Origin of the sequence: Parabacteroides sp. CAG:2, from assembly GCF_000436315.1 — a bacterium.
GTDB classification, from domain to species: Bacteria; Bacteroidota; Bacteroidia; order Bacteroidales; family Tannerellaceae; genus Parabacteroides; species Parabacteroides distasonis.
Window position 1 is genome coordinate 39,416 of record NZ_FR885283.1, and the last position, 20,174, is coordinate 59,589.

The following is a 20,174-nucleotide window of genomic DNA, read 5'->3' on the forward strand; positions in this document are numbered from 1 at the left end:
TTGTTTTAATCGTTATTTAACCCTTACTAATTGACCGTTCACGGCATAGATGCCCGAAGAAACCATGATCCGCCGGCCGTCCGTAACCTCGCCACGATAAGCGACCTTGCCATTCATTCCGATGATCACCACGTCCATAGGCTCCGGCGTGTGGATCACGATAGCGCCACGATCGGTAGTCACGTAATAACCATCTACCGGCTCGATCGTCTGGTTACCCGTAACCACGCCATCGCCGATACGTAAAGAGCGAAGCGTACTCAATGTCTTGGCGTCTGTCAAGACAAAGCTTTGGAAAGGCTTGATCTCCGGATTTGCCTCTTGCTCGAAAGAGGTTCCATCCGTTGTCAATATATAAGCAGATTGTTTCAAGGTAATCGTAAATGTATTCGGATTCGAGCACATCAAGAAAGTACCTGTTTCAGTTGGAGCGGCAGGTTCTTCCAAAGTCTTGAATTCAAAAGCTCCTTCAGAAGAGATCGTATAGGTATCGCCATTAGCCGCCCAAAGACCAGCCATGCCAAAAGTACTCTCATCCACCACGAACTCCGGAGTCTTGTTATCCTTCAGCCTAGCGAACCAGATACCATTATCAACATTTTGAGCACTTGGAGCCGAGATCTCCTCCTCCGTAGAGTTCTTGATCACGGCAGAGGCTAATGGCATTCCTAACGCCTTCCACTCAGTACCGGAGAGATCCGGAGAGAAACGAAGAGACTTAGTGGTCACGCTTCCTGTTTGATCCGCAAGATTTGACTTTATTTGCGCACCTTCTCTCATGGTAACGGTATCTAAAGACATTGGAACAGACAACGTCAAAGTCGCGCCATCCAAGACGGTGACCTTTTGATTTGGATGCGGAGTGGCCCAGACCGTATCTTCCGAAATCGTTACCATCTTATAGATTAAGGTACCCAAAGCGACATCCGAATAATATGGGAAATAATCTACAGATCCGTTCGGTGCCCTGCTTTTATCAATCAAGGCAGAAAAATCCGGATTATCACTTCCCCAATAATTATTCGGCGCAACAACCGTTCCCTCTAAATTATTGGGACGAATGGAATATACATATGTCTGGTCGCCCGGGTACATCTTATTATATTGGAATGTTACACCATCCTCAACTTTCACGACACAATTATGGAACTCATTTGATTCAACGACATTCGAGCCGTCATTCTTCGCTACCGAAATATCACTATCCGTAAAAACATTATTCTTGACCATAGCGTTAAGTCGTCCCGCTGAGATCAACAAATTCTTATCATATACATTAAAAGTACTGTTATGAACCAACAAGGTCGCATCTTTAAGAGTACTACCCGGTTCCGAATATAAACCTGTTTGGAGTAGCTTATCCTCAAAAATACAACTATCAATCTCCACCGTACCTCCACCGACAAACAATGCTGTTGGACGATTCGAGCCATCCGTTGAACTCTTGAAAGAAAGATTCATCAAAGTCACCTTATCCGCAGAGATACAAGCTATGGAAGAACCCGTATACTTCTTCGTTCCTTTAATAATCGTTTTTCCATAAACTCCCTTTATCCGGACATCAGCGGTAGTGACATTGAAACCCGCATGTTCTCCCGCCGGAACAGAAATCGTCTCTCCCGCTACCGCATTATCAATCTTATTCTGAATATCTGGCTCTCCATAACAAATAAGACCCGAGGCCGGATCATAAACAGTTCCATTGATCGTCAGCTTGTCGTATTTTTTCGCCTCCTTTTCGCGATGTGAATAGACCCAGTTCTCTCCCTCCTTGCCATTCAATGTAGAATTGTTGATCGTTATCGTATTATCCGCAAATTCCGACTTATCATCCGTTCCACTCCAACCTAGCCGAATAACTCCGGCATGTAAATATCCGTTACTTCCATCCGGGAGATTATTCGTTCCTTCCAAAGAAGACAACGTACAACCTGTAAATGTGATCGTATTTCCATACGAACGTATATCCGTAGCCGTAGCTTGGGTAGCATTTATCAAAGGATCTAATCCATCTACCGCTCGCAACTCGCAATTCGTGAAATCAGCTGTAACTCCGTTGTATTTTTCCTGAAGAATAACAGCTCCATAACTATTGCTTTTCCCATTCAGAAGAGTCCTACTGATGAATGTCGCGTCTTTCGCCGTTATCCGGGTATTCGTATTAGCTAATGTACCATCACTTGGACTCATACTTCCGGCTGATGTCATGATCGCCCCCCATGCGGTAAAGGTTCCTCCCGTAATATCTAAGACTTGCTCTTTATTCCGTAAGCCTATTCCATAATAATTGACATCGATATCCGTATTCGTCAAGCTTAACTCCGCTCCCACTGATTCCATACGGACACCTACGGCAGCGGTTTGAGCGGTAACCGCACCACCATCTAACTTACAATTGGTTAACTTTACGATATTCTTGCCCGTTCCAATCATGCCAATAAGCCCATGCGCAGAGGAATTATCTGTTCCTTTTAAGGTCATGTCGCTTGCGGTCAATGTAACTGAACCGGTGGATGGTGAATTAACGAAAATATGTCCATTTACAATTGTCTGACTTTGCCCAGCTCCTTGAAGCGTGATTGATTTATCCAGAGGCAGCGTCATTGGTAAAGTATATTCTCCTTCCGGGAAAATCACTTTATCCCCCTCCTCTAAAGTCGTATTCGTCAATAATACGTCTAAACTGGATGCCGCATTGTTCAAAGTCCCGTTCTTATGAATCGAGACAATGCAAGGCTTCTCGTTTTCAGCCTTAAACTCAACATATTCAACCCCTAAAACCTCCAAATTTGTTCCTGCATCATCAAAAAATAATGTAGGAGCATATTTGTCATTCTTGGATTGGATTAAAGCCTTAGAGCCATCGGTGGATGTAAACGTCCAAGTACCGGAAGTATTCTTACGGACATCAGCCACACACATATAGGTGATGGGGCTATCTATCGGTGCTTTATTCTCTGAAACGATAGAACTTTTAGAGTCCATCGTCATAGTCAAATTTTGACAATTATCCAAAACGACAGTTCCAAATCCATCACTTGGCCCATTTTGGTAAGAACGTCCATACAAATGAGTATTAGAGATCGCTACATTATGCGGGTAGGCTTCATTTACTAAATCACCTCTTAGAAAAAGTGCGGCCCAAGCAGTTACACTGGAATTGTCGATAGTTATATTTACGGCATTTGTGTACCCCGCTTGGTTGATGGCGAATATTGCATAATAATTCACATCCACTACAGAATTCCTTATATTATAGGTTACCGGATTAGTATTATCAGTTCCTCCCACCCATGAGCAAATGCCGATCACGTAAGGATATAAACTTTTAGCCGAAGGCCCCTCCATCTTACTTCCTATAAAATTGAGTGTATGGCCTCCACCATCACGAAACGCAAGTCCTCTTTCAAAACCATCAGACATATACATACGGGAGTTAATAAAGTTTACGGTGTTCTCATTTACTGTTAATTGAGATACTATACCGAAACAAGCCCCGGAACCACTATCACCCGTTCCCCGACCCTCTATCGTTATCTTACTCTCACTGAAAGACACTGTCGTTTTAGAGGATTTAATATCGACAACTCCTCGTCCAGTCGATGTTTTTGCTGTTAGATGTACCTTTTGGAAAGACACATTCCCTCCGTTTGTTAGCCCAATATCTACCGGAGACTTAATTGTAACTGTTGAGGTATCACCTTCACCAATGATAGCCAATGATGATTTGGTGATAAAATAAGGAGCTGCATTAGCCGAGTATACCCCTTCAGGTAACAATATGATCACACTATCTAATGAAGATAATGCCGCATCAGACAATGCTGTTTCCAAGTTTGTCTTGTAAATGGGTGAACCAGCTGATGATCCATCACCATCTGTTCCTACAGCCACTTTGTAGTATGTAGGGATCATTTGTCCCCACCCCACACTTGCACCCACCATAAAGACGGCGAACAAAAAAAGTAGTCTTCTTTTCATACGATTAATTTTTATAAGTTAGTAATATTCAATTATTTAAAACATTTACCCTATATTCATAAACTCTGTAGTTTCCTGCATATCAGTCTTCTCATAATCATCATTTACAAGCAGTTATGCGAAATCATCGGTTATAAAACGACTAGTCTAAACGATCGTTTTATTCTGGCGTTTTATTGAATTCAACGCATAAGCGTCCATATTTACGTTTATGCGTTGATAATCAAATTTTAAAAGTTTCTCTGGATTTTGTTTTATTCAAAAATATAGCCTATCTTTAACGCCTAGAATAAACGATCGTTTAGACTAGGCGTTTTTATCTATTACAGAATACTTATAGATCAAATATTTTTACGTAAACAAAATTTTCTACCATAAAAACTTTATATCATCACAAGCTATAAGATTCTCTTCTTAAAGCATGTGGAATAGCATAACTAACCAAATATCAGACTGCAACTATACATAATTGAGATAAAAGGAATTCTACAATATTGATTTTATGAAAACATCTACAATATCTACCACTACGCCATGTATGCTTTATAAATCAAAGCATTACATATAGGTTGTAGATAGCCTGACATCTACAATTATCATTCAACATCTACCACTTATACTTGACATTGATACTTTTTCTTTGCATTGGATAAGAAAACGTGTTATTTTTGAAAGACATTTCCCTTAGGGGAACAAAGAGTTTCTCCTAGAGAAAACTAAAGTTTCGTAAGCACAAAACAAAAGTTTTCCGCTATGAAAACTTTTGTTTTATGCCTAAAAAAACTATAAATACCTATTATTCAATACATTAAATAAGTACACAAGGTATACAAATAACCAAGCAGGCAACCTGTTGGCATACCCTCGCAGAACGAGTAATGTGGTTAGCGAATAGTGAACGGCTGCATTTAGTGGTTGAAAAGCAGTAAATAGTGGTAGATGCAAGCTGATAGTGGTAGATGTTTATTATCTACCACCATTCAACAAATTTCTTATAATTAGATACTTATATAGATAATGGCAGATATGGTAGATGATTTAGTTTTTTCATTTCATACTCAAGGTACTGCTTCGGAGAATGGGACAAGCCATAGAATACTTGCTAACTATACCTCTGCGGGAAATCGACTTGAACAGCGAGCTTAAAACAAAATCCCAGATATTAACGAAGATTCCTATATTCGTCAATGTAAGTACCCCAATTGGGTTGTGAAAGGCAGAAAAGCTGCCTACTTCCCGTCTGTTTACTATAAGATTTATGGAAAAGAACTTAAAATGTATGTGGCACAATGATTTTTACGCTGCCTTTTCGATAATTAATTGTAAATTCGCATTTGAAAAATCTTCAAAAATTCAAAGGTCATATGACTAACGAGTATTCTTTAGATAGTACGACTCTTAAGCAGCGCATAATAGCAATGCCAGAAGATCGTATTTTGTTTCGCTCCGACTACCCTGAATATCACACAGAATTCGTGGGTAGCATTTTGTCCGAGTTAACGGCAGAAGGAATCCTCGTAAAAATTGCTCAAGGAATATATGCAAAGCCAAGAAAGAGCCGTTTCGGAGTGGTACTACCTTCTGTTGATAAGATTGTGCAGGCTATCGCAACTCGTGATAATGCAGAGGTATTACCATCTGGTATGACTGCTTTGAACGTATTAGGACTGTCAACTCAAGTACCGATGAACTATACGTATTTGACTACTGGTAGTGAAAGAACAATCAAATTGTCAAATCGGAATGTGATATTGAAACGTGGAGTTCCTAAAAATTTTTGCTATTCCACTCGTCTTATTTCGTTACTTGTGCAGGCTTTAAGGACATTGAAGAAAGAAAATGTCAGACAGGGGGAATTACAGACAATACGACAGTTGATATCAAAAGAACCAGACAAGGCCGCCTTAATGGGGGATGTTGATATGATGCCTGCATGGATGAAAAGAATTGTTAAACCGATGCTTAATGTTTAAAGAGAAAGGATTTATGGGAAAACTATGGCTTAATAACGAATTGATCGATCGCTTGGCTATGTTGCAACAGACAGAGATAGAACATCTTGGTATCAATCAAGTGGCAATAGAAAAAGATTGGTGGGTAACTGCCACTTTAAAAGCATTATTTCAAACAGATTATCATGAATCGTTGATATTTAAGGGAGGCACATCCCTTTCTAAAGGATTCAATATTATTGAGCGCTTTTCTGAGGATATTGACTTGGCTATAAGCCATTCATTCTTTGGTATAGAAAAGACAAGTAAAAATCAACGTGAGAAATTGCGTAAAATAGCTCGTGCATATATACATAACACGCTTTCTTTTCAATTAGATGCCAAATTGAAGGGAATGGGTATTACAGGCTATAGCATAGAAAATGTGACAAAAGTACAGGACAAGAATGGAGAATGGCGTCCGATAGATTCAGATAAGGATCCTACGGTCATTCTTTTACATTACCATTCTATTGTTGAAGATATAATAACCTACATTCCTCCACGTGTAAAGATTGAAATTAGCGTTCTATCTATGGATGAACCAACAGAGTTGCGAGACATTCATTCTTTGATAGAAGAAAGCTTTGAAGGTGAAGATTCCGATTCAAACTGCAAGGTAAAGACAGTTGTACCTACTCGCACTTTCTTGGAGAAGTTGTTTTTACTTGCAGAGGAGTTTCAAAAGGAGAAGCCACGAAGTGTACGTATGTCACGACATTTGTACGATTTAGAAAAACTTATGGATACTAAATATGGACGTGAGGCTTTGTCTGACATTTCCTTATATAATACCATAGTGGAGCATCGTAAGGCATACTACGCCCTGAAATATGTCAATTATGACCACCACAATCCTAAGACGATTAATTTCATGATTCCAGAGTCGGAAATGGAAGTATGGAAAACAGATTATACAGACATGCGACGTTTCTTCATCTATGGAGAATCTCTGGAGTTTGATACACTGATGCAAAGAATGAAAGAATTACAAGAACAAGTTAGAAGCATGAGATAGCTCATGCTTATGTCAACAACCTAATTCTCGTCTATCAATCATTTAAAGAACAATATATATGCTCTATCATTATACATCTTTTGACGCATTAAAAAATATCCTTCGATATGCTAAATCCCAGGAGCAAATGTGCTTCTGGGCTACAAGGTATGACTGTTTTGCAGATACCGATGAATTTAAGTTGGGGGTTGAGACCATAAGGAGGTTGTTGCCAGAGATGGAAAAGGAACTGCAGCCAGATCGGCAGATTGCGCCTCTGTTTGATTGGAACGAGATTAAAGATAATAAGAATCTCCCTTATCCCTATATTGTGTCATTCACTTCACGAACAGACAATGACTACATGTGGAAAAAGTATGCAAAAACGGATGGGGTGGTTATGGCAATTGACGATACACAATATGTGCCGGTTCCTGATGCTCCCATGATTAGGCTTGTATCATGTATTTATACTGATGATAAGTCTGACGATAAGTTGGTCGATATGCTGCACAAGGAATATACCAACATAGGATATGGCCTTCTTGGAGGTCCGCAAAAGAATATGGCTTTCAGATTACTCAAGGGCTATCCTCAGTTTTTCGTCAAACTGATAGCCATGGGTTTGCTCTCTCTCGCTGCTCCTCGCATCAAAGGGGCGAAGGATTATTGGATGGAAGAAGAAACTCGTGCTATCATCCCAATACCTGTTTCCGATTATCAATCTCTTATCAAAGGGTATGGCGATGAAATGATAAAGTTGGGACTGTCTCCAGCTGAGATATCTAAAATCGTCGCTAATGAATATGTTCGCCAACGAGATGATGGCTCAACGGTGTATTATCGAGAGATGCATCTGACTGTTGATCTCCTCAAAGGAGTGTATGTACGAAATACTGAAACAAAGAAAAAAATAGAAATATTCTTAAGAAATATGGGATTGACAGTTCCAGTAAGGCAAGTATAAACTTTATTATCATTTTTTCTATTCTAAAAAACATGACAGATAGCATAAAATATGGAGACTTGGTGATGAACCAAGGAACTTCAAATCACTTTCAAAGTAGTACTGACTTTGAGAAGAATCTAAATTTGCTGAAAGATAAAATCTGGGAATTCTTTAACTTGAAGAATGTTAATTTTCTATTTGGCTCCGGTACCAGCAATGGGGCTATCCCTACCATTGCCAAGCTATATACCTCGTTGGAATTTACCCATGAGGAAGAAAAAACAGAATCCGAGTTCAATATTATTGCTACAAAATGCTAAGATAATCTCGAATAAGGAATGAAAAGAACACATATGAAAATCCTGCTAAGTTTACTATGCTGTGTCGGTGTATTCACCCTATCAGCACAAAGTCGTTATTTCAAAGAAAGCGCTTCATGGCTTCAAAAGAGTGAGGCCTGCAAGCCAGTGTTAACCTATACGGAACATAAGCCGGTCAAACGGGTCACTTCCATCAAAGACGCGTCAGCCTACCAAGGTTGGCGCATGCGGGACGAAGGAAGCACGGATCTGTTATTCAATGAGTCCCTGAAGAAACATCCATCGGTTATAGTTGACTTCGGTGAGCATCTGACGGGTTATTTGGATTTCTCGCTCAAGCTCCTTAGCCAACAGGTTTCGGACGCTCCGGTACGTATCAAATTCACGTTCGCCGAAGTTCCCTCGGAATTGAACACGCCTTTCGATCCTTATCCGGGCGGTTTGTCAAGGGCTTGGCTACAAGATGAGGTGATGACGTTAATGACCGTACCCATCGAGGCCTCCATCCCCAGAAGGGTGTCTTTTCGGTATCTCAAGATAGAGTTGCTAGGCGCTTCCAGTTTCGATTTCGCCTTCGACAAGCTAACGTTCCGTGCGCAGACATCGGCTAAGACGGCTCCATTGCCACTGGCTTCCACGACCGATCCCTTGATCCGTAAAATCAATGAGGTAGGATTGCTTACATTAAAAGAATGTATGCAGACCGTCTATGAGGATGGCCCGAAACGGGATCGCCGGTTATGGATCGGAGACTTGTATCTGGAGGCGCTAGCGAACGCATGGTCGTATAAAAACCACGACTTGACGAAACGTTGTCTCTATTTATTAGCGGCTCTAGCCAATGATGAAGGACTGCTGCACGCCACCGTATTGGAGACACCGACCCCTCATCCGCAAAACGGTACGCATTGCTTGGACTATTCCCTGCTGTATAACGTAGCGTTGCTGGAATACCTGAAAGAGACCGGAGACAAGGAGGTCGCCTTGGACTTATGGCCGGTAGTGGTCCGCCAAATAGAGATGGCCTTGCGTCAATACTCGGACGATTGGATCTACGATATGCAAAAGAAGCCGATTTATTGGTTGGTATTCGACTGGAAAGATAATTATGATCGCCAAGCATCCATGCAGGGACTTACGGCATTCTCATTAGAGAAAAGCTATGAGCTAGCTAAAATGCTGGGAAAAGAGAAGGAGGCTAGAGATTGGCCTCGTATCGCCGGCCAGATAAAGAAAGCCGCCCGGAAAACATTCTATGACCAAAAGAACGGGGTGATCGTAAGCGGCCCTAACCGTCAGGTGTCTTACCTATCACAAGTGTGGATGGTCCTATCGGAGACGCTTACCGCCAAGGAAGGAGCAAAAGCGATGGCCACCGTCCTATCGATGCCCGACGCATGCTATCCGGGATGTCCGTACGCTTATCATTATGTAATGGAAGCCTTGTTGAAATGTGGAATGCGGCAAGAGGCCCGTTCACTCTTAACCAGTTATTGGGGCGGCATGGTGAATAAAGGAGCCGATACATTCTGGGAGGTATATGATCCGAACAATGACGAATTATCACCTTACGGATTTTTCCCGATCAATAGTTATTGCCACGCATGGAGTTGCACGCCGGTTTATTTCATCAACAAATACCCGGAGATATTCCAAAGATAGAAGATAATAAGAGAAACGCCAATATCGCTCGAAATGGAACGTATTGGCGTTTTCTTTTTCTTATTCCTCCACAGGTTCCCCGAACAGGGTAGCCGAGGAAGCCTTATGGATCTTGACTTTTATGAATTGACCTACATGATAGTTCTTCTTATCAAAGATGACCACCTTGTTTTGGCTGGTTCGTCCGAACAACTGCTCACGGGAACGTTTCGAGAATCCTTCTATCAGAACCTCGAAAGTCTTGCCTATATCCCGCAAGTTACTTTCCTCGGACAACTTATTTTGCAAATCGATCATACCTTGCAAACGGCGTACCTTCTCTTCTTCCGGTACATTATCCTCCAAATGGCTAGCGGCATATGTACCCGGACGTTCGGAATATTTAAATAAGAAAGCACTATCATATCCCACTTCACGCATCAAGGATAAAGTCTCTTGATAATCCTCCTCGGTCTCGGAATGGAAACCGCAGAATAAATCAGTCGAGATAGCGCAATCCGGTACGATACGACGGATCGCCGCTATACGGTCCAGATACCATTCACGAGTATATTTACGATTCATGACCTTCAAGATGCGACTGCTGCCGGATTGGGCAGGCAGATGGATAAACTTACAGATATTGTCGTTTGCGGCAATCACACGTAAGGTATCATCGCTCATGTCCTTCGGATGGGAGGTCGTAAAACGAATTCGCATATCGGGAACCTCTTTCGCCACACGATCCAACAAGATCGGGAAGGTTATGGTCTCACCTTCTTTCTCGAAAGAATAGGAGTTTACATTTTGTCCCAACAACGTAACTTCCTTAAAGCCTTTCTCATGCATATCCCGTATCTCATTCAAGATACTCTCGATGTCCCGGCTACGCTCGCGTCCTCTTGTATAAGGTACGATGCAATACGTACAGAAATTATTACAACCGCGCATAATAGACACGAAACCGGAGATATGTACGCCCGGTAACTTCAAAGGAATAACATCCTTATAGGTCTCTTGGGTAGAAAGCTCCACGTTGATCGCTTTCTCTCCGTGCTCTACCGCTCCCACCAAGTTCGGCAAGTCCAGATAAGAATCCGGTCCTACCACCAAGTCGGCATGATGCACATGGATCAGGTCTTCCTTCACTCGTTCGGCCATACATCCCAATACACCGACAATTAATGACTTCTTTTTCCGTTTTAAAGACTGGAAATACTGTAGCCGCCCATAGATTTTCTGTTCGGCGTTGTCGCGTACGGAGCAAGTATTCACGAAGATGGCATCCGCCTCCTCGATATTCTCCGTCATACTATAGCCATCCATCTTCATGATAGAAGCTACAACTTCGCTGTCCGCCACATTCATCTGACAGCCGTAGGTCTCGATAAACAACTTTCGTTCATCGCTTTGGGTAGCGGATTTTAAGTCCACACCGTTTTCTTGATTTACCATACTATATGTTAATAGAATTTAAATAAGCAAGATTCTTAAAAATAATTACGCAAACGCTTGCATAGTTCGAATCCCACCGTTATATTTGCATTCGAAAAACGTAAATTTTTTCATAGTTAAGGTTTTGGTTAAATCGAATAAGGGTGGCTGTGAAGTTACCCTTATTTACTTTTATACCTATCTGATGTTTTATATACTCCCATCTTTTCACTTCTCAATTATTCTTCTTACATTTGGAGGTGCAAAAATAATCAAAGTTTATGGATAACGTAGGAGATTGGTTATATATTGTTTTCCTGATTATCGCCGCCGTCAGTGGCTTATTCAGTTCGAAAGACAAAAAGAAGAAGAGTCGCCCCGATATATTGGGGCAACCCGACAGGGAAATTGTGCCTAATGACCAGCCTACAGAAGGAAAAGGCTTCTGGGAGATATTGGAGGATATGCAAAAGGAAACGCAAAAACCTAAGCCCGCTCCCCGACAAAAGCAGGTAAAGTCAAAGGTTGAGAAACCGCAAGTCGTAACCTCATCGCCTGCCTCATCTCCATTCCTTTCCGCCGAGAAGAATATCCCGAATCATATCGCGACCCAGCCATCCGTAAGGATGAGTGCTATCGAGGAAGAACCGGGGCTTATGCCAGAAGATACCTTCAGAGACATCGAGGAATTGAAGAAAGCGATCATTTGTGCGGAGATTCTAAACCGGAAGTATTAATTTACGCCACACTTATATTCGATTCAGCGTAATTTTATGTAAGTTTGCGCCCGAAATATTGAACAGTAAGTATTTACCTAAAAACATAAAAACTAATTATCATGGCATTAAAATTTATTACAGCTGAAGAAGCCGCATCTTATGTGCATCATAATGACAATGTAGGTTTCAGTGGTTTTACACCCGCAGGATGCCCGAAAGTCGTTCCCGGAGCTATCGCCCGGAAGGCAGCGGAAGAACACGCTAAAGGTAACCCTTTTCAAATCGGTATGTTTACCGGCGCTTCTACTGGTGATAAGCTAGACGGAGAGTTGGCTCGCGCTAACGCCATCAAATTCCGTACACCGTACCAATCTAACAAAGACTTACGTGCCGCATTAAACGCTCATCAGGCACAATATTTCGATTTGCACTTGTCTGAATTGGCACAAAGCTTGCGTTACGGATTCTTGGGTAAGATTGATGTCGCAATCGTAGAGGCTGCCGATGTTACTGAGGATGGTGAGATCGTTCCGACTTCAGGTGTTGGTATCTTACCTACTATCTGTCGTATGGCAGACCGTATCATCGTTGAGTTGAACTGCCGTCACCCGAAAGAAATCCGCGGTATGCATGATATTTACGAGCCGGCTGATCCTCCTTTACGCCGTGAGATCCCTATCTACACTCCTTCTGACAGGATCGGTAACGATTGTGTAAAAGTAGACCCGGCTAAGATCGTTGGTGTGGTAAGAACCGATGAGCCGAATGAAGGTGGAAAATTCTCTCCGCTGGATGATGTTACGATGGCGATCGGTAAAAACGTTGCGGACTTCTTGGTTAGCGAGATCAAGGCCGGCCGTCTTCCGAAAGAATTCGTTCCATTGCAGAGTGGTGTAGGTAACGTGGCTAACGCAGTCTTGGGCTGCATGGGAGCTAATGAGTCTATCCCCGCATTCAATGTATATACTGAGGTTATTCAAGATGCGGTTATCGAATTGATGAAACAAGGTCGCGTTAAATTCGCCAGCGGTTGCTCTTTGTCCGTAAGTAATGAGGTAATCCGTGAGATCTACGCAAATCTCGATTTCTTCAAGGATAAGATATTGCTTCGTCCGCAAGAGATCTCTAACAATCCGGAGGTTGCCCGCCGTTTAGGCTTGATTGCTATCAATACGGCTTTGGAGGCTGATATCTTCGGTAATATTAACTCTACGCACGTATCCGGTACTCGTATGATGAATGGTATCGGTGGTTCCGGCGACTTTACCCGTTCGGCTATGTTATCGATCTTCACGACTCCGTCTACAGCGAAGGAGGGTAAGATCAGCGCGTTCGTACCGATGGTATCTCACTTGGATCATAGCGAGCACTCCGTGAAGATCATTATCACGGAATATGGTGTAGCGGACTTACGCGGTAAATCTCCGATCCAACGCGCTCGTTGCATCATCGACAATTGTGTTCATCCGGATTACAAACCGTTATTGGAAGAATACCTCGCTATGGGTATCAAGGGACATACGCCTCAAAACCTGAAATGCTGTTTCGCTTTCCATGAGGAACTAGCGGCCAGCGGCGATATGCACAATGTGGATTGGAGCAAGTATAATAAGTAATACAAACATATTACAGGCATAATTCATAGGGCATGGGTTCAACCGAACTCATGCCCTATTCTCATAGCAGACAATGCGTAATACATTTGTAATAATTTTGAAACAATTCTTTCAAGCGGGTTTAATCTCTCCTTAATATAGAGGCTCTTTCTTTGCAGCAGAATAAATAGGCAAAGATTGTGAGAAAGTTTATAGAAAAATTAGTGGAAGGAGGATTCTTGATCAGTGGAAGCGTCAGTAGCTTTACGATCTTGTTGATCATTGTCTTCTTATTTAAAGAGGCCGCAGGTCTTTTTAACAGCCCGGAGGTAGAGGAAGGATATATATTGGCTGTGAATCAGGAAAATCCAGTCGAACATTTGTCTCCCGAGCAAATCATGGATGTCTTCGATGCCAATATCACCAATTGGGAAGATTTAAACGGAGAAAATCAAGATATACTTGTCTTCCGTTTCTCGGACCTAACCAACTATTATACGGAAGAAGAGCTAGGTGAAGAATTTCAATATGTTCCCGAGAAAATCAATGAACTTATCCATAAAGAGCCGGGGATTATCGCATTCTTTCCGGAACAATACAAGTCGGAGAACTTTACGGGAAAAATCATATCGGGAGCCACGATCAAACCTTCGGAGTTCTTTGGAGGGACGAAATGGTATCCTACCTCCGCTCCCGCTCCGATCTTTGGCTTGATCCCTCTATTACTAGGCACACTTTTAGTAAGTATAGGCGCGATCGCCTTATCCCTCCCCTTCGGAGTAGCGGTAGCGATCTATATGGCAGAGATTGCCAATACAAAAACCCGTAATTTGCTAAAGCCTATTATCGAGTTATTGGCAGGTATTCCCTCAGTCGTTTATGGTTTCTTCGGATTGGTGGTGATCGTTCCCCTTATCCAAAAGACCTTAGACCTTCCGGTAGGCGAGACCGCTTTCGCCGGAAGCGTGGTTTTAGCGATCATGGCGTTGCCGACCATCATCACGGTAGCGGAAGATGCCATGCGAACTACCCCACGAGCCATGAAAGAGGCCAGCTTGGCATTGGGAGCCACGCAATGGCAAACCATCTACAAAGTAATAATCCCCTACTCCATATCCGGTATCACGTCCGCTGTCGTATTAGGTATAGGACGTGCGATCGGTGAGACGATGGCCGTATTGATGGTAACCGGAAACGCCGCCGTTATCCCTACCTCGTTCTTCGAACCGGTACGGACAATTCCTGCCACGATAGCAGCGGAATTAGGTGAGGCTCCCGCAGGTGGAGCGCATTACCAAGCCTTGTTTATGCTGGGAGCCGTGTTGTTCCTCATCACCTTGGGGTTGAGCATCGCCGTAGAATATATTTCATCCAAACGTAAAATTTAATTAAAGATATGGCACCTATTCAACATTTAGGGAATATAGACAAGAGGAAACGGACCTCTCAACAGGTTGCTTTCGGTTTCTTTTCTTTCCTGAGTTATTTGGTCGTAGTGATCTTATTCGTAATACTGGGATTCATTATCTTAAAGGGAGCGAGCGTGATCAGTTGGGATTTCCTGACACAAGCACCCCAAGAGGGCATGACCTCCGGGGGGATTTTTCCGGCTATCGTAGGTACACTCTATTTAGTGATCGGAAGTAGCTTGATTAGTTTTCCCATCGGCATCATGAGTGGTATCTATATGAACGAGTACGCCACAAACGGGAAACTCATCCGTTTCATCCGTATCATGACGAATAACCTAAGCGGTGTCCCATCCGTTGTTTTCGGGTTATTTGGTATGTCTCTATTCGTAAGTACCTTGGGATGGGGAGACTCTATTATAGCGGGTTCGTTTACCTTGGCGCTGATGTCCTTGCCACTTATCATCCGCACGACGGAAGAGGCTTTGAAAAGTATCGATGATTCTTTCCGTCACGGTAGCCTAGCGTTAGGGGCTACGAAGTTGCAGACCATCCGCAGGGTCGTGCTACCGATGGCGTTCCCCAATATTATTACGGGATTGATTCTTTCGATCGGGCGTGTGTCCGGAGAGACCGCTCCTATCCTTTTTACGGTGGCCGCTTATTTCTTGCCGCAATTGCCGAAAAGTATTTTCGACCAATGTATGGCATTACCTTACCACTTATATGTTATCTCTACAAGCGGTACAGATATCGAGGCTTCCCGGGGGATGGCTTATGGCACGGCGCTCGTGCTGATCGTCATCGTATTATTAGTAAACCTTTTAGCGAACGCTTTACGTAGTTATTTCGCCAAGAAGGTAAAAATGAATTAAAAAAATAAGACAATTATGATAAAGATTGATGCTAAAAACGTAGACTTTTATTATGGGGATTTCCATGCATTGAAGAACATTTCCATGGAGATAGAGCCGAATACGTCCACCGCTTTCATAGGACCGTCCGGTTGCGGAAAGTCTACTTTCCTCCGCCTGTTCAACCGCATGAATGATTTGATTCCGGACACTCGCATGGAAGGTCAGATCCTGATTGATGGAAGGGATATTTATACGAAAAGCGAGAGAGTGGATCGCTTACGTAAAAACGTGGGGATGGTTTTCCAGAAACCGAATCCTTTTCCTAAGACGATTTATGAGAATGTCGCTTATGGCCTGCGGGTAAACGGTGTCAACGATGAGAATTATATTGAGGAGACGGTGGTCAAGACTTTAAAGCAGGTCGTCCTTTGGGACGAGGTAAAGGATAAACTGAAAGAATCGGCATTCGCTCTTTCCGGCGGACAGCAACAACGTTTATGTATCGCCCGTGCCTTGGCGATCTCGCCCTCCATCCTATTAATGGATGAGCCGACTTCCGCATTGGACCCGATTTCAACCAGCAAGATCGAGGATTTGATACATGAGCTGAAAAATGATTATACGATCGTAATCGTTACCCATAATATGCAACAAGCGGCTCGTGTTAGCGACAAGACCGGATATTTCTATTTAGGGGAATTGATTGAATATGATAATACCCGGAAGATTTTCACCAATCCGGAGAAAGAGTCTACACAGAATTACATTACCGGACGGTTTGGGTAATTGAAAATTAAAAATTGAAAATTAGAAGAGTATGAAGGTTATAGAGCAGGAGATTCATTCTTTAAAAAATAGTATCAGCGAGATGTGGGCATTGGTTCACCAGCAATTATACAACGCAGGGGAGGCTATGCTTACCGGAGATAAGGAACTCGCTTATAAGGTAATCAGCCGGGAACGCCGGGTAAACGCTTTCGAGCTAAAGATCGACAGTGATTGCGAGGATATCATCGCTTTATATGCGCCGGTAGCGATCGACCTACGTTTCGTATTGGCGATGTATAAGATTAATACAAACCTAGAGCGTCTGGGAGATTTCGCCGAAAGCATCGCCCGTTTCGCCGGAAACCTTCCCGAGGGGGAACCGATTGACCCGCAACTGGTCAAGGAAACCCGGGTAGAAGAAATGCTGTCGGAGTTATTAAGCATGATCTCACTCACCAAAGAGGCTTTTGAGAAAGAAAGCTCAGAGATCGCTTCCCGTATCTTCTTGAAGGATAATTTGATCGATGAGATCAATCATAATTCTACCGCTATTATCGCCAAATATATAGAGGAGCATAAAGGTAGTGCGTTGGCAGGGTTATATATGGCCGGTGTTATCCGGAAAATGGAACGTTTCGGAGATCATTGTACGAATATAGCGGAAGAGCTCATTTTCTATCTGGACGCTAAAGTCATGAAGCATATGGGCAAAACCGAGCAATAATTCGTATCTTCGCGGCCACTTTAACAATCAACATCAGTAAATGAAACGACTCACAGTGGCTTGGCTGTCGGCCTTCTTATTGAGCGGTTCCGCGTTAACGTCTTACGCTCAGACAAATTCTCCTATCCCGGAGCGGGATTCTTCTTCGGTATCTCTTTTTGAATACGCGACTAAGATTCCGAAACGCAACAAGGTTTTCAATCTGGACTTGGAGATGCACGCAGGATTCAACGCAGACTTTTTCTCGGGGAAGCTGGATGAAGCCGCCTTTCGTTTCAGGGATGTCAAAATTGATGTTACCGGAGAGGTGAACGATCGGTTATTCTATTGGTATCGCCAAACGCTGAATGGCGGTTATGAGGGACAAGCCTTGGAGAATTTGAATGAGTCGATCGAATATGCGTATATCGGCTATAAACTGAATGAGCGTTTTACCTTAACCGCCGGAAAACAAGATGTGTTCTACGGTGGTTTTGAGTACGACGAGAATCCTTTGCTTATTTATGAGTATAGCGATATGAATGAATACTCCCTTTGCTACCTTACGGGAATCGGGCTGGGGTATCAGCCGAATGAGTCGCAAGAGATCCGCTTACAGGTGACGAACAGTCGTATGGGATCGATGGAAGATGAGTATGGACGTCTGCCGGAAGGATTTAAGAAACCGAGAGTTCCCTTGTTTTACACATTGAACTGGAACGGTAACTTTCTGGATGAGTTGATTCATTTACGGTACTCCGTATCCGCTGCGGAACAAGCCCAAGGGAAATATATGTATAGCGTCTTTACCGGTCAAAGTATAGAGGCCGGACCGGTCTATGCTTATTTCGATGTCATGTATTCACGAGGAAAATTAGACCCATTAGGATTATTGACCGAATTGACCCAGCCCGAAGTCTCCGGAGAGGAGGAACCGGAACCACCGGTTCGTATGCAAAACATCGATTATCTTTCGCTGGTGGGGGAAATACAGTATCGTTTCCATCCCAAATGGCAACTATTCGCGAAAGGAATGTATGAAAGCGCATCGATCTATAAAGCCTACGATGCTTACGAGAAAGGTAAATACCGTACGGCATGGGGGTATCAAGGAGGGCTTGAGTTCTATCCGATGGCCGATGATAATCTACATATCTTCTTGACCGCCATAGGTAAAAAATATAACCTATCCGAACGAGCGAAGGCGCTCGATGCCTCTCTGGACGACACCGCACGCCTTTCGATCGGTTTCATTTATAGATTACCACTATATTGAATAATGTGCCAATGTGGGTAATGTGCCAATATGCCAATTAAATGGATATATTCGCAGGGCACATTGGCATATTGGCATATTATTCACATTATTAATATCAATTCGTCTCCTTGTTGCAAATCCACCGTTAGCATTCCATCGATTACGGGTAAAGATACTGGTTTCTGATTTTTCTTGAGACTTAGGTTCGCTGAATTTGCCGGAAGCTTGATCCGGAAAATACCCGGAACGATCGCTTTCAATCGAGCTTCCGTCAGCAGACCTTCCGTCCATTTAGCCGACACCTCTCCGCCATTCCGGACTTTCAAACCGCTAAAGCTTCCGTTTTTCCAAGCGGAAGGCAAAGCCGGCAAAAACTCGATCAATCCGGTTTGACTCTGTATCAGCATCTCCGCGATACCCGCCGTGCCTCCAAAATTACCATCGATTTGGAAAGGAGGATGGGCACAAAACAAATTAGGATAAGAACCTCCTCCCTTCACCTCCTTCGTATGCTCATCTACACAGGGACGTAACAAATCACCCAGCAATTTATAAGCATGATCGCCATCCTGTAAACGGGCCCAGAAATTAATCTTCCAAGCCATAGACCAGCCCGTGCTTTGATCGCCACGGACCTCCAAGGATTTACGAGCCGCCTCTGCCAACTCCGGCGTATGCTCTATCGATATCTCATTCCCGGGATAAAGCCCATATAAATGAGAGACATGACGATGGGTAGGCTCTACCTCTTCATACGGCTCAAGCCATTCCATAATACGGCCGTCTTCACCGATCGTCGTAGGCATCAAACGATCTCGTTTCGCCGCCAACTCAGCAGCGAACGCGCTATCCACACCTAAAATCCCAGCGGCCTCAATGGTATTCGTAAATAATTCCCGCAAGATCTGATTATCCATCGTCGATCCGGCACAAATACTCACGACACTTCCGTTTGGCATTTTATAAGCGTTCTCCGGAGAGGTAGTAGGTGCCGTCACCAGATATTTAGTCCGGGGATCTTGCACCAGCATATCCACAAAGAATTGGGCAGCCCCTTTCATCGTCGGATAAACATCCCTTAAATACGCCTTATCTAATGTATACTGATAATGCGTGTACAAATGCTCGCATAGCCATGCGGCGGATGTATTCGTGGCTCCCCACGACGGATGTTCGCCCGGGGCGGTAAACTCCCAGACATTACCTAAAATATGCGTGACCCATCCTCGTGCGTTATAAAAAGCTTTGGCCGTACGTTCACCGCTAGGGACTTGCTGTTTCGTCCATTCGATCAGCGGAAGGTGCAACTCGGAGAGGTTCGTGACCTCCGCTGGCCAATGATTCATCTGTAAATTAATATTTAGGTGATAATCCCCGTTCCAAGGCGTATGAATCGTATTACACCACAAGCCCTGCAAATTCGGGGGCAGTAATCCCTGCCGGGTCGAGGAAATCAATAAATATCGACCGAACTGGAAATATAAAGCCGCCAATCCCGGATCGTTCTTATCTTGAGCGAAAGCGGCCAAACGCTCATGGATCGGAAGATGAT

At 43.3% G+C, this 20,174-nt stretch carries 15 protein-coding genes; 12 read left to right on the top strand and 3 right to left on the bottom strand.

What is annotated here, in order from left to right; genetic code table 11:
- Nucleotides 1-12: 12 nt before the first annotated feature.
- Nucleotides 13-3,981 (bottom strand): right-handed parallel beta-helix repeat-containing protein, encoded by a 3,969-nt coding sequence (locus QVP94_RS07045; protein WP_005853896.1) that lies wholly within the window; start codon nt 3,979-3,981, stop codon nt 13-15.
- A gap of 1,364 nt (nt 3,982-5,345) precedes the next feature.
- On the opposite strand from QVP94_RS07045, the gene QVP94_RS07050 reads away from it, so the two are divergent.
- Genes QVP94_RS07050 through QVP94_RS07070 form a run of 5 tightly spaced genes read left to right on the top strand, consistent with a single transcriptional unit; the run spans nt 5,346 to nt 9,900 of the window.
- Nucleotides 5,346-5,954, top strand: a complete 609-nt coding sequence (locus QVP94_RS07050; RefSeq protein WP_005853894.1) for a DUF6088 family protein — start codon at nt 5,346-5,348, stop codon at nt 5,952-5,954.
- A 13-nt stretch (nt 5,955-5,967) separates the two neighbouring features.
- Nucleotides 5,968-6,990: a nucleotidyl transferase AbiEii/AbiGii toxin family protein gene (locus QVP94_RS07055; protein WP_005853892.1), complete on the top strand. Its 1,023-nt coding sequence runs from the start codon at nt 5,968-5,970 to the stop codon at nt 6,988-6,990.
- 58 nt (nt 6,991-7,048) lie between these two features.
- Complete coding sequence (locus QVP94_RS07060) at nt 7,049-7,936, top strand: hypothetical protein (RefSeq protein ID WP_005853890.1); 888 nt, start codon at nt 7,049-7,051, stop codon at nt 7,934-7,936.
- Nucleotides 7,937-7,968: 32 nt separating this feature from the next.
- Nucleotides 7,969-8,238, top strand: a complete 270-nt coding sequence (locus QVP94_RS07065; protein WP_005853888.1) for a hypothetical protein — start codon at nt 7,969-7,971, stop codon at nt 8,236-8,238.
- A gap of 18 nt (nt 8,239-8,256) precedes the next feature.
- Complete coding sequence (locus tag QVP94_RS07070) at nt 8,257-9,900, top strand: alpha-L-rhamnosidase-related protein (RefSeq protein WP_005853887.1); 1,644 nt, start codon at nt 8,257-8,259, stop codon at nt 9,898-9,900.
- A 60-nt stretch (nt 9,901-9,960) separates the two neighbouring features.
- Here QVP94_RS07070 and miaB read toward each other — a convergent pair whose 3' ends face one another.
- Complete coding sequence (gene miaB, locus QVP94_RS07075) at nt 9,961-11,334, bottom strand: tRNA (N6-isopentenyl adenosine(37)-C2)-methylthiotransferase MiaB (RefSeq protein ID WP_005853885.1); 1,374 nt, start codon at nt 11,332-11,334, stop codon at nt 9,961-9,963.
- 260 nt (nt 11,335-11,594) lie between these two features.
- Between miaB and QVP94_RS07080 the strand changes: the two genes are divergently transcribed.
- The 7 genes from QVP94_RS07080 (at nt 11,595) to QVP94_RS07110 (ending at nt 18,640) form a co-directional block, all read left to right on the top strand.
- On the top strand, nt 11,595-12,050 hold the full coding sequence (locus QVP94_RS07080; protein WP_005853883.1) for a hypothetical protein: 456 nt from the start codon (nt 11,595-11,597) through the stop codon (nt 12,048-12,050).
- 101 nt (nt 12,051-12,151) lie between these two features.
- The gene (locus QVP94_RS07085) at nt 12,152-13,648 is read left to right on the top strand and encodes a butyryl-CoA:acetate CoA transferase (RefSeq protein ID WP_005853881.1); all 1,497 of its coding nucleotides are present in this window, start codon (nt 12,152-12,154) and stop codon (nt 13,646-13,648) included.
- A 179-nt stretch (nt 13,649-13,827) separates the two neighbouring features.
- Nucleotides 13,828-15,015 carry a phosphate ABC transporter permease subunit PstC gene (pstC, locus tag QVP94_RS07090; protein WP_005853879.1) on the top strand — a complete coding sequence of 396 codons (1,188 nt, stop codon included), beginning with the start codon at nt 13,828-13,830 and terminating at the stop codon, nt 15,013-15,015.
- 8 nt (nt 15,016-15,023) lie between these two features.
- Complete coding sequence (pstA, locus tag QVP94_RS07095; RefSeq protein WP_005853877.1) at nt 15,024-15,911, top strand: phosphate ABC transporter permease PstA; 888 nt, start codon at nt 15,024-15,026, stop codon at nt 15,909-15,911.
- A 15-nt stretch (nt 15,912-15,926) separates the two neighbouring features.
- Nucleotides 15,927-16,679 (top strand): phosphate ABC transporter ATP-binding protein PstB, encoded by a 753-nt coding sequence (gene pstB, locus QVP94_RS07100; RefSeq protein ID WP_005853875.1) that lies wholly within the window; start codon nt 15,927-15,929, stop codon nt 16,677-16,679.
- 31 nt (nt 16,680-16,710) lie between these two features.
- A complete protein-coding gene (gene phoU, locus QVP94_RS07105; protein ID WP_005853873.1) occupies nt 16,711-17,385 on the top strand; it encodes a phosphate signaling complex protein PhoU in 675 nt (224 codons plus the stop codon).
- A 40-nt stretch (nt 17,386-17,425) separates the two neighbouring features.
- Entirely contained in the window at nt 17,426-18,640 is a 1,215-nt protein-coding gene (locus tag QVP94_RS07110; RefSeq protein WP_005853871.1) for an OprO/OprP family phosphate-selective porin, read from the top strand.
- A gap of 83 nt (nt 18,641-18,723) precedes the next feature.
- Here QVP94_RS07110 and QVP94_RS07115 read toward each other — a convergent pair.
- A partial coding sequence (locus QVP94_RS07115; protein WP_353884501.1) for a glycosyl hydrolase family 95 catalytic domain-containing protein occupies nt 18,724-20,174 on the bottom strand: 1,451 nt, incomplete at its 5' end.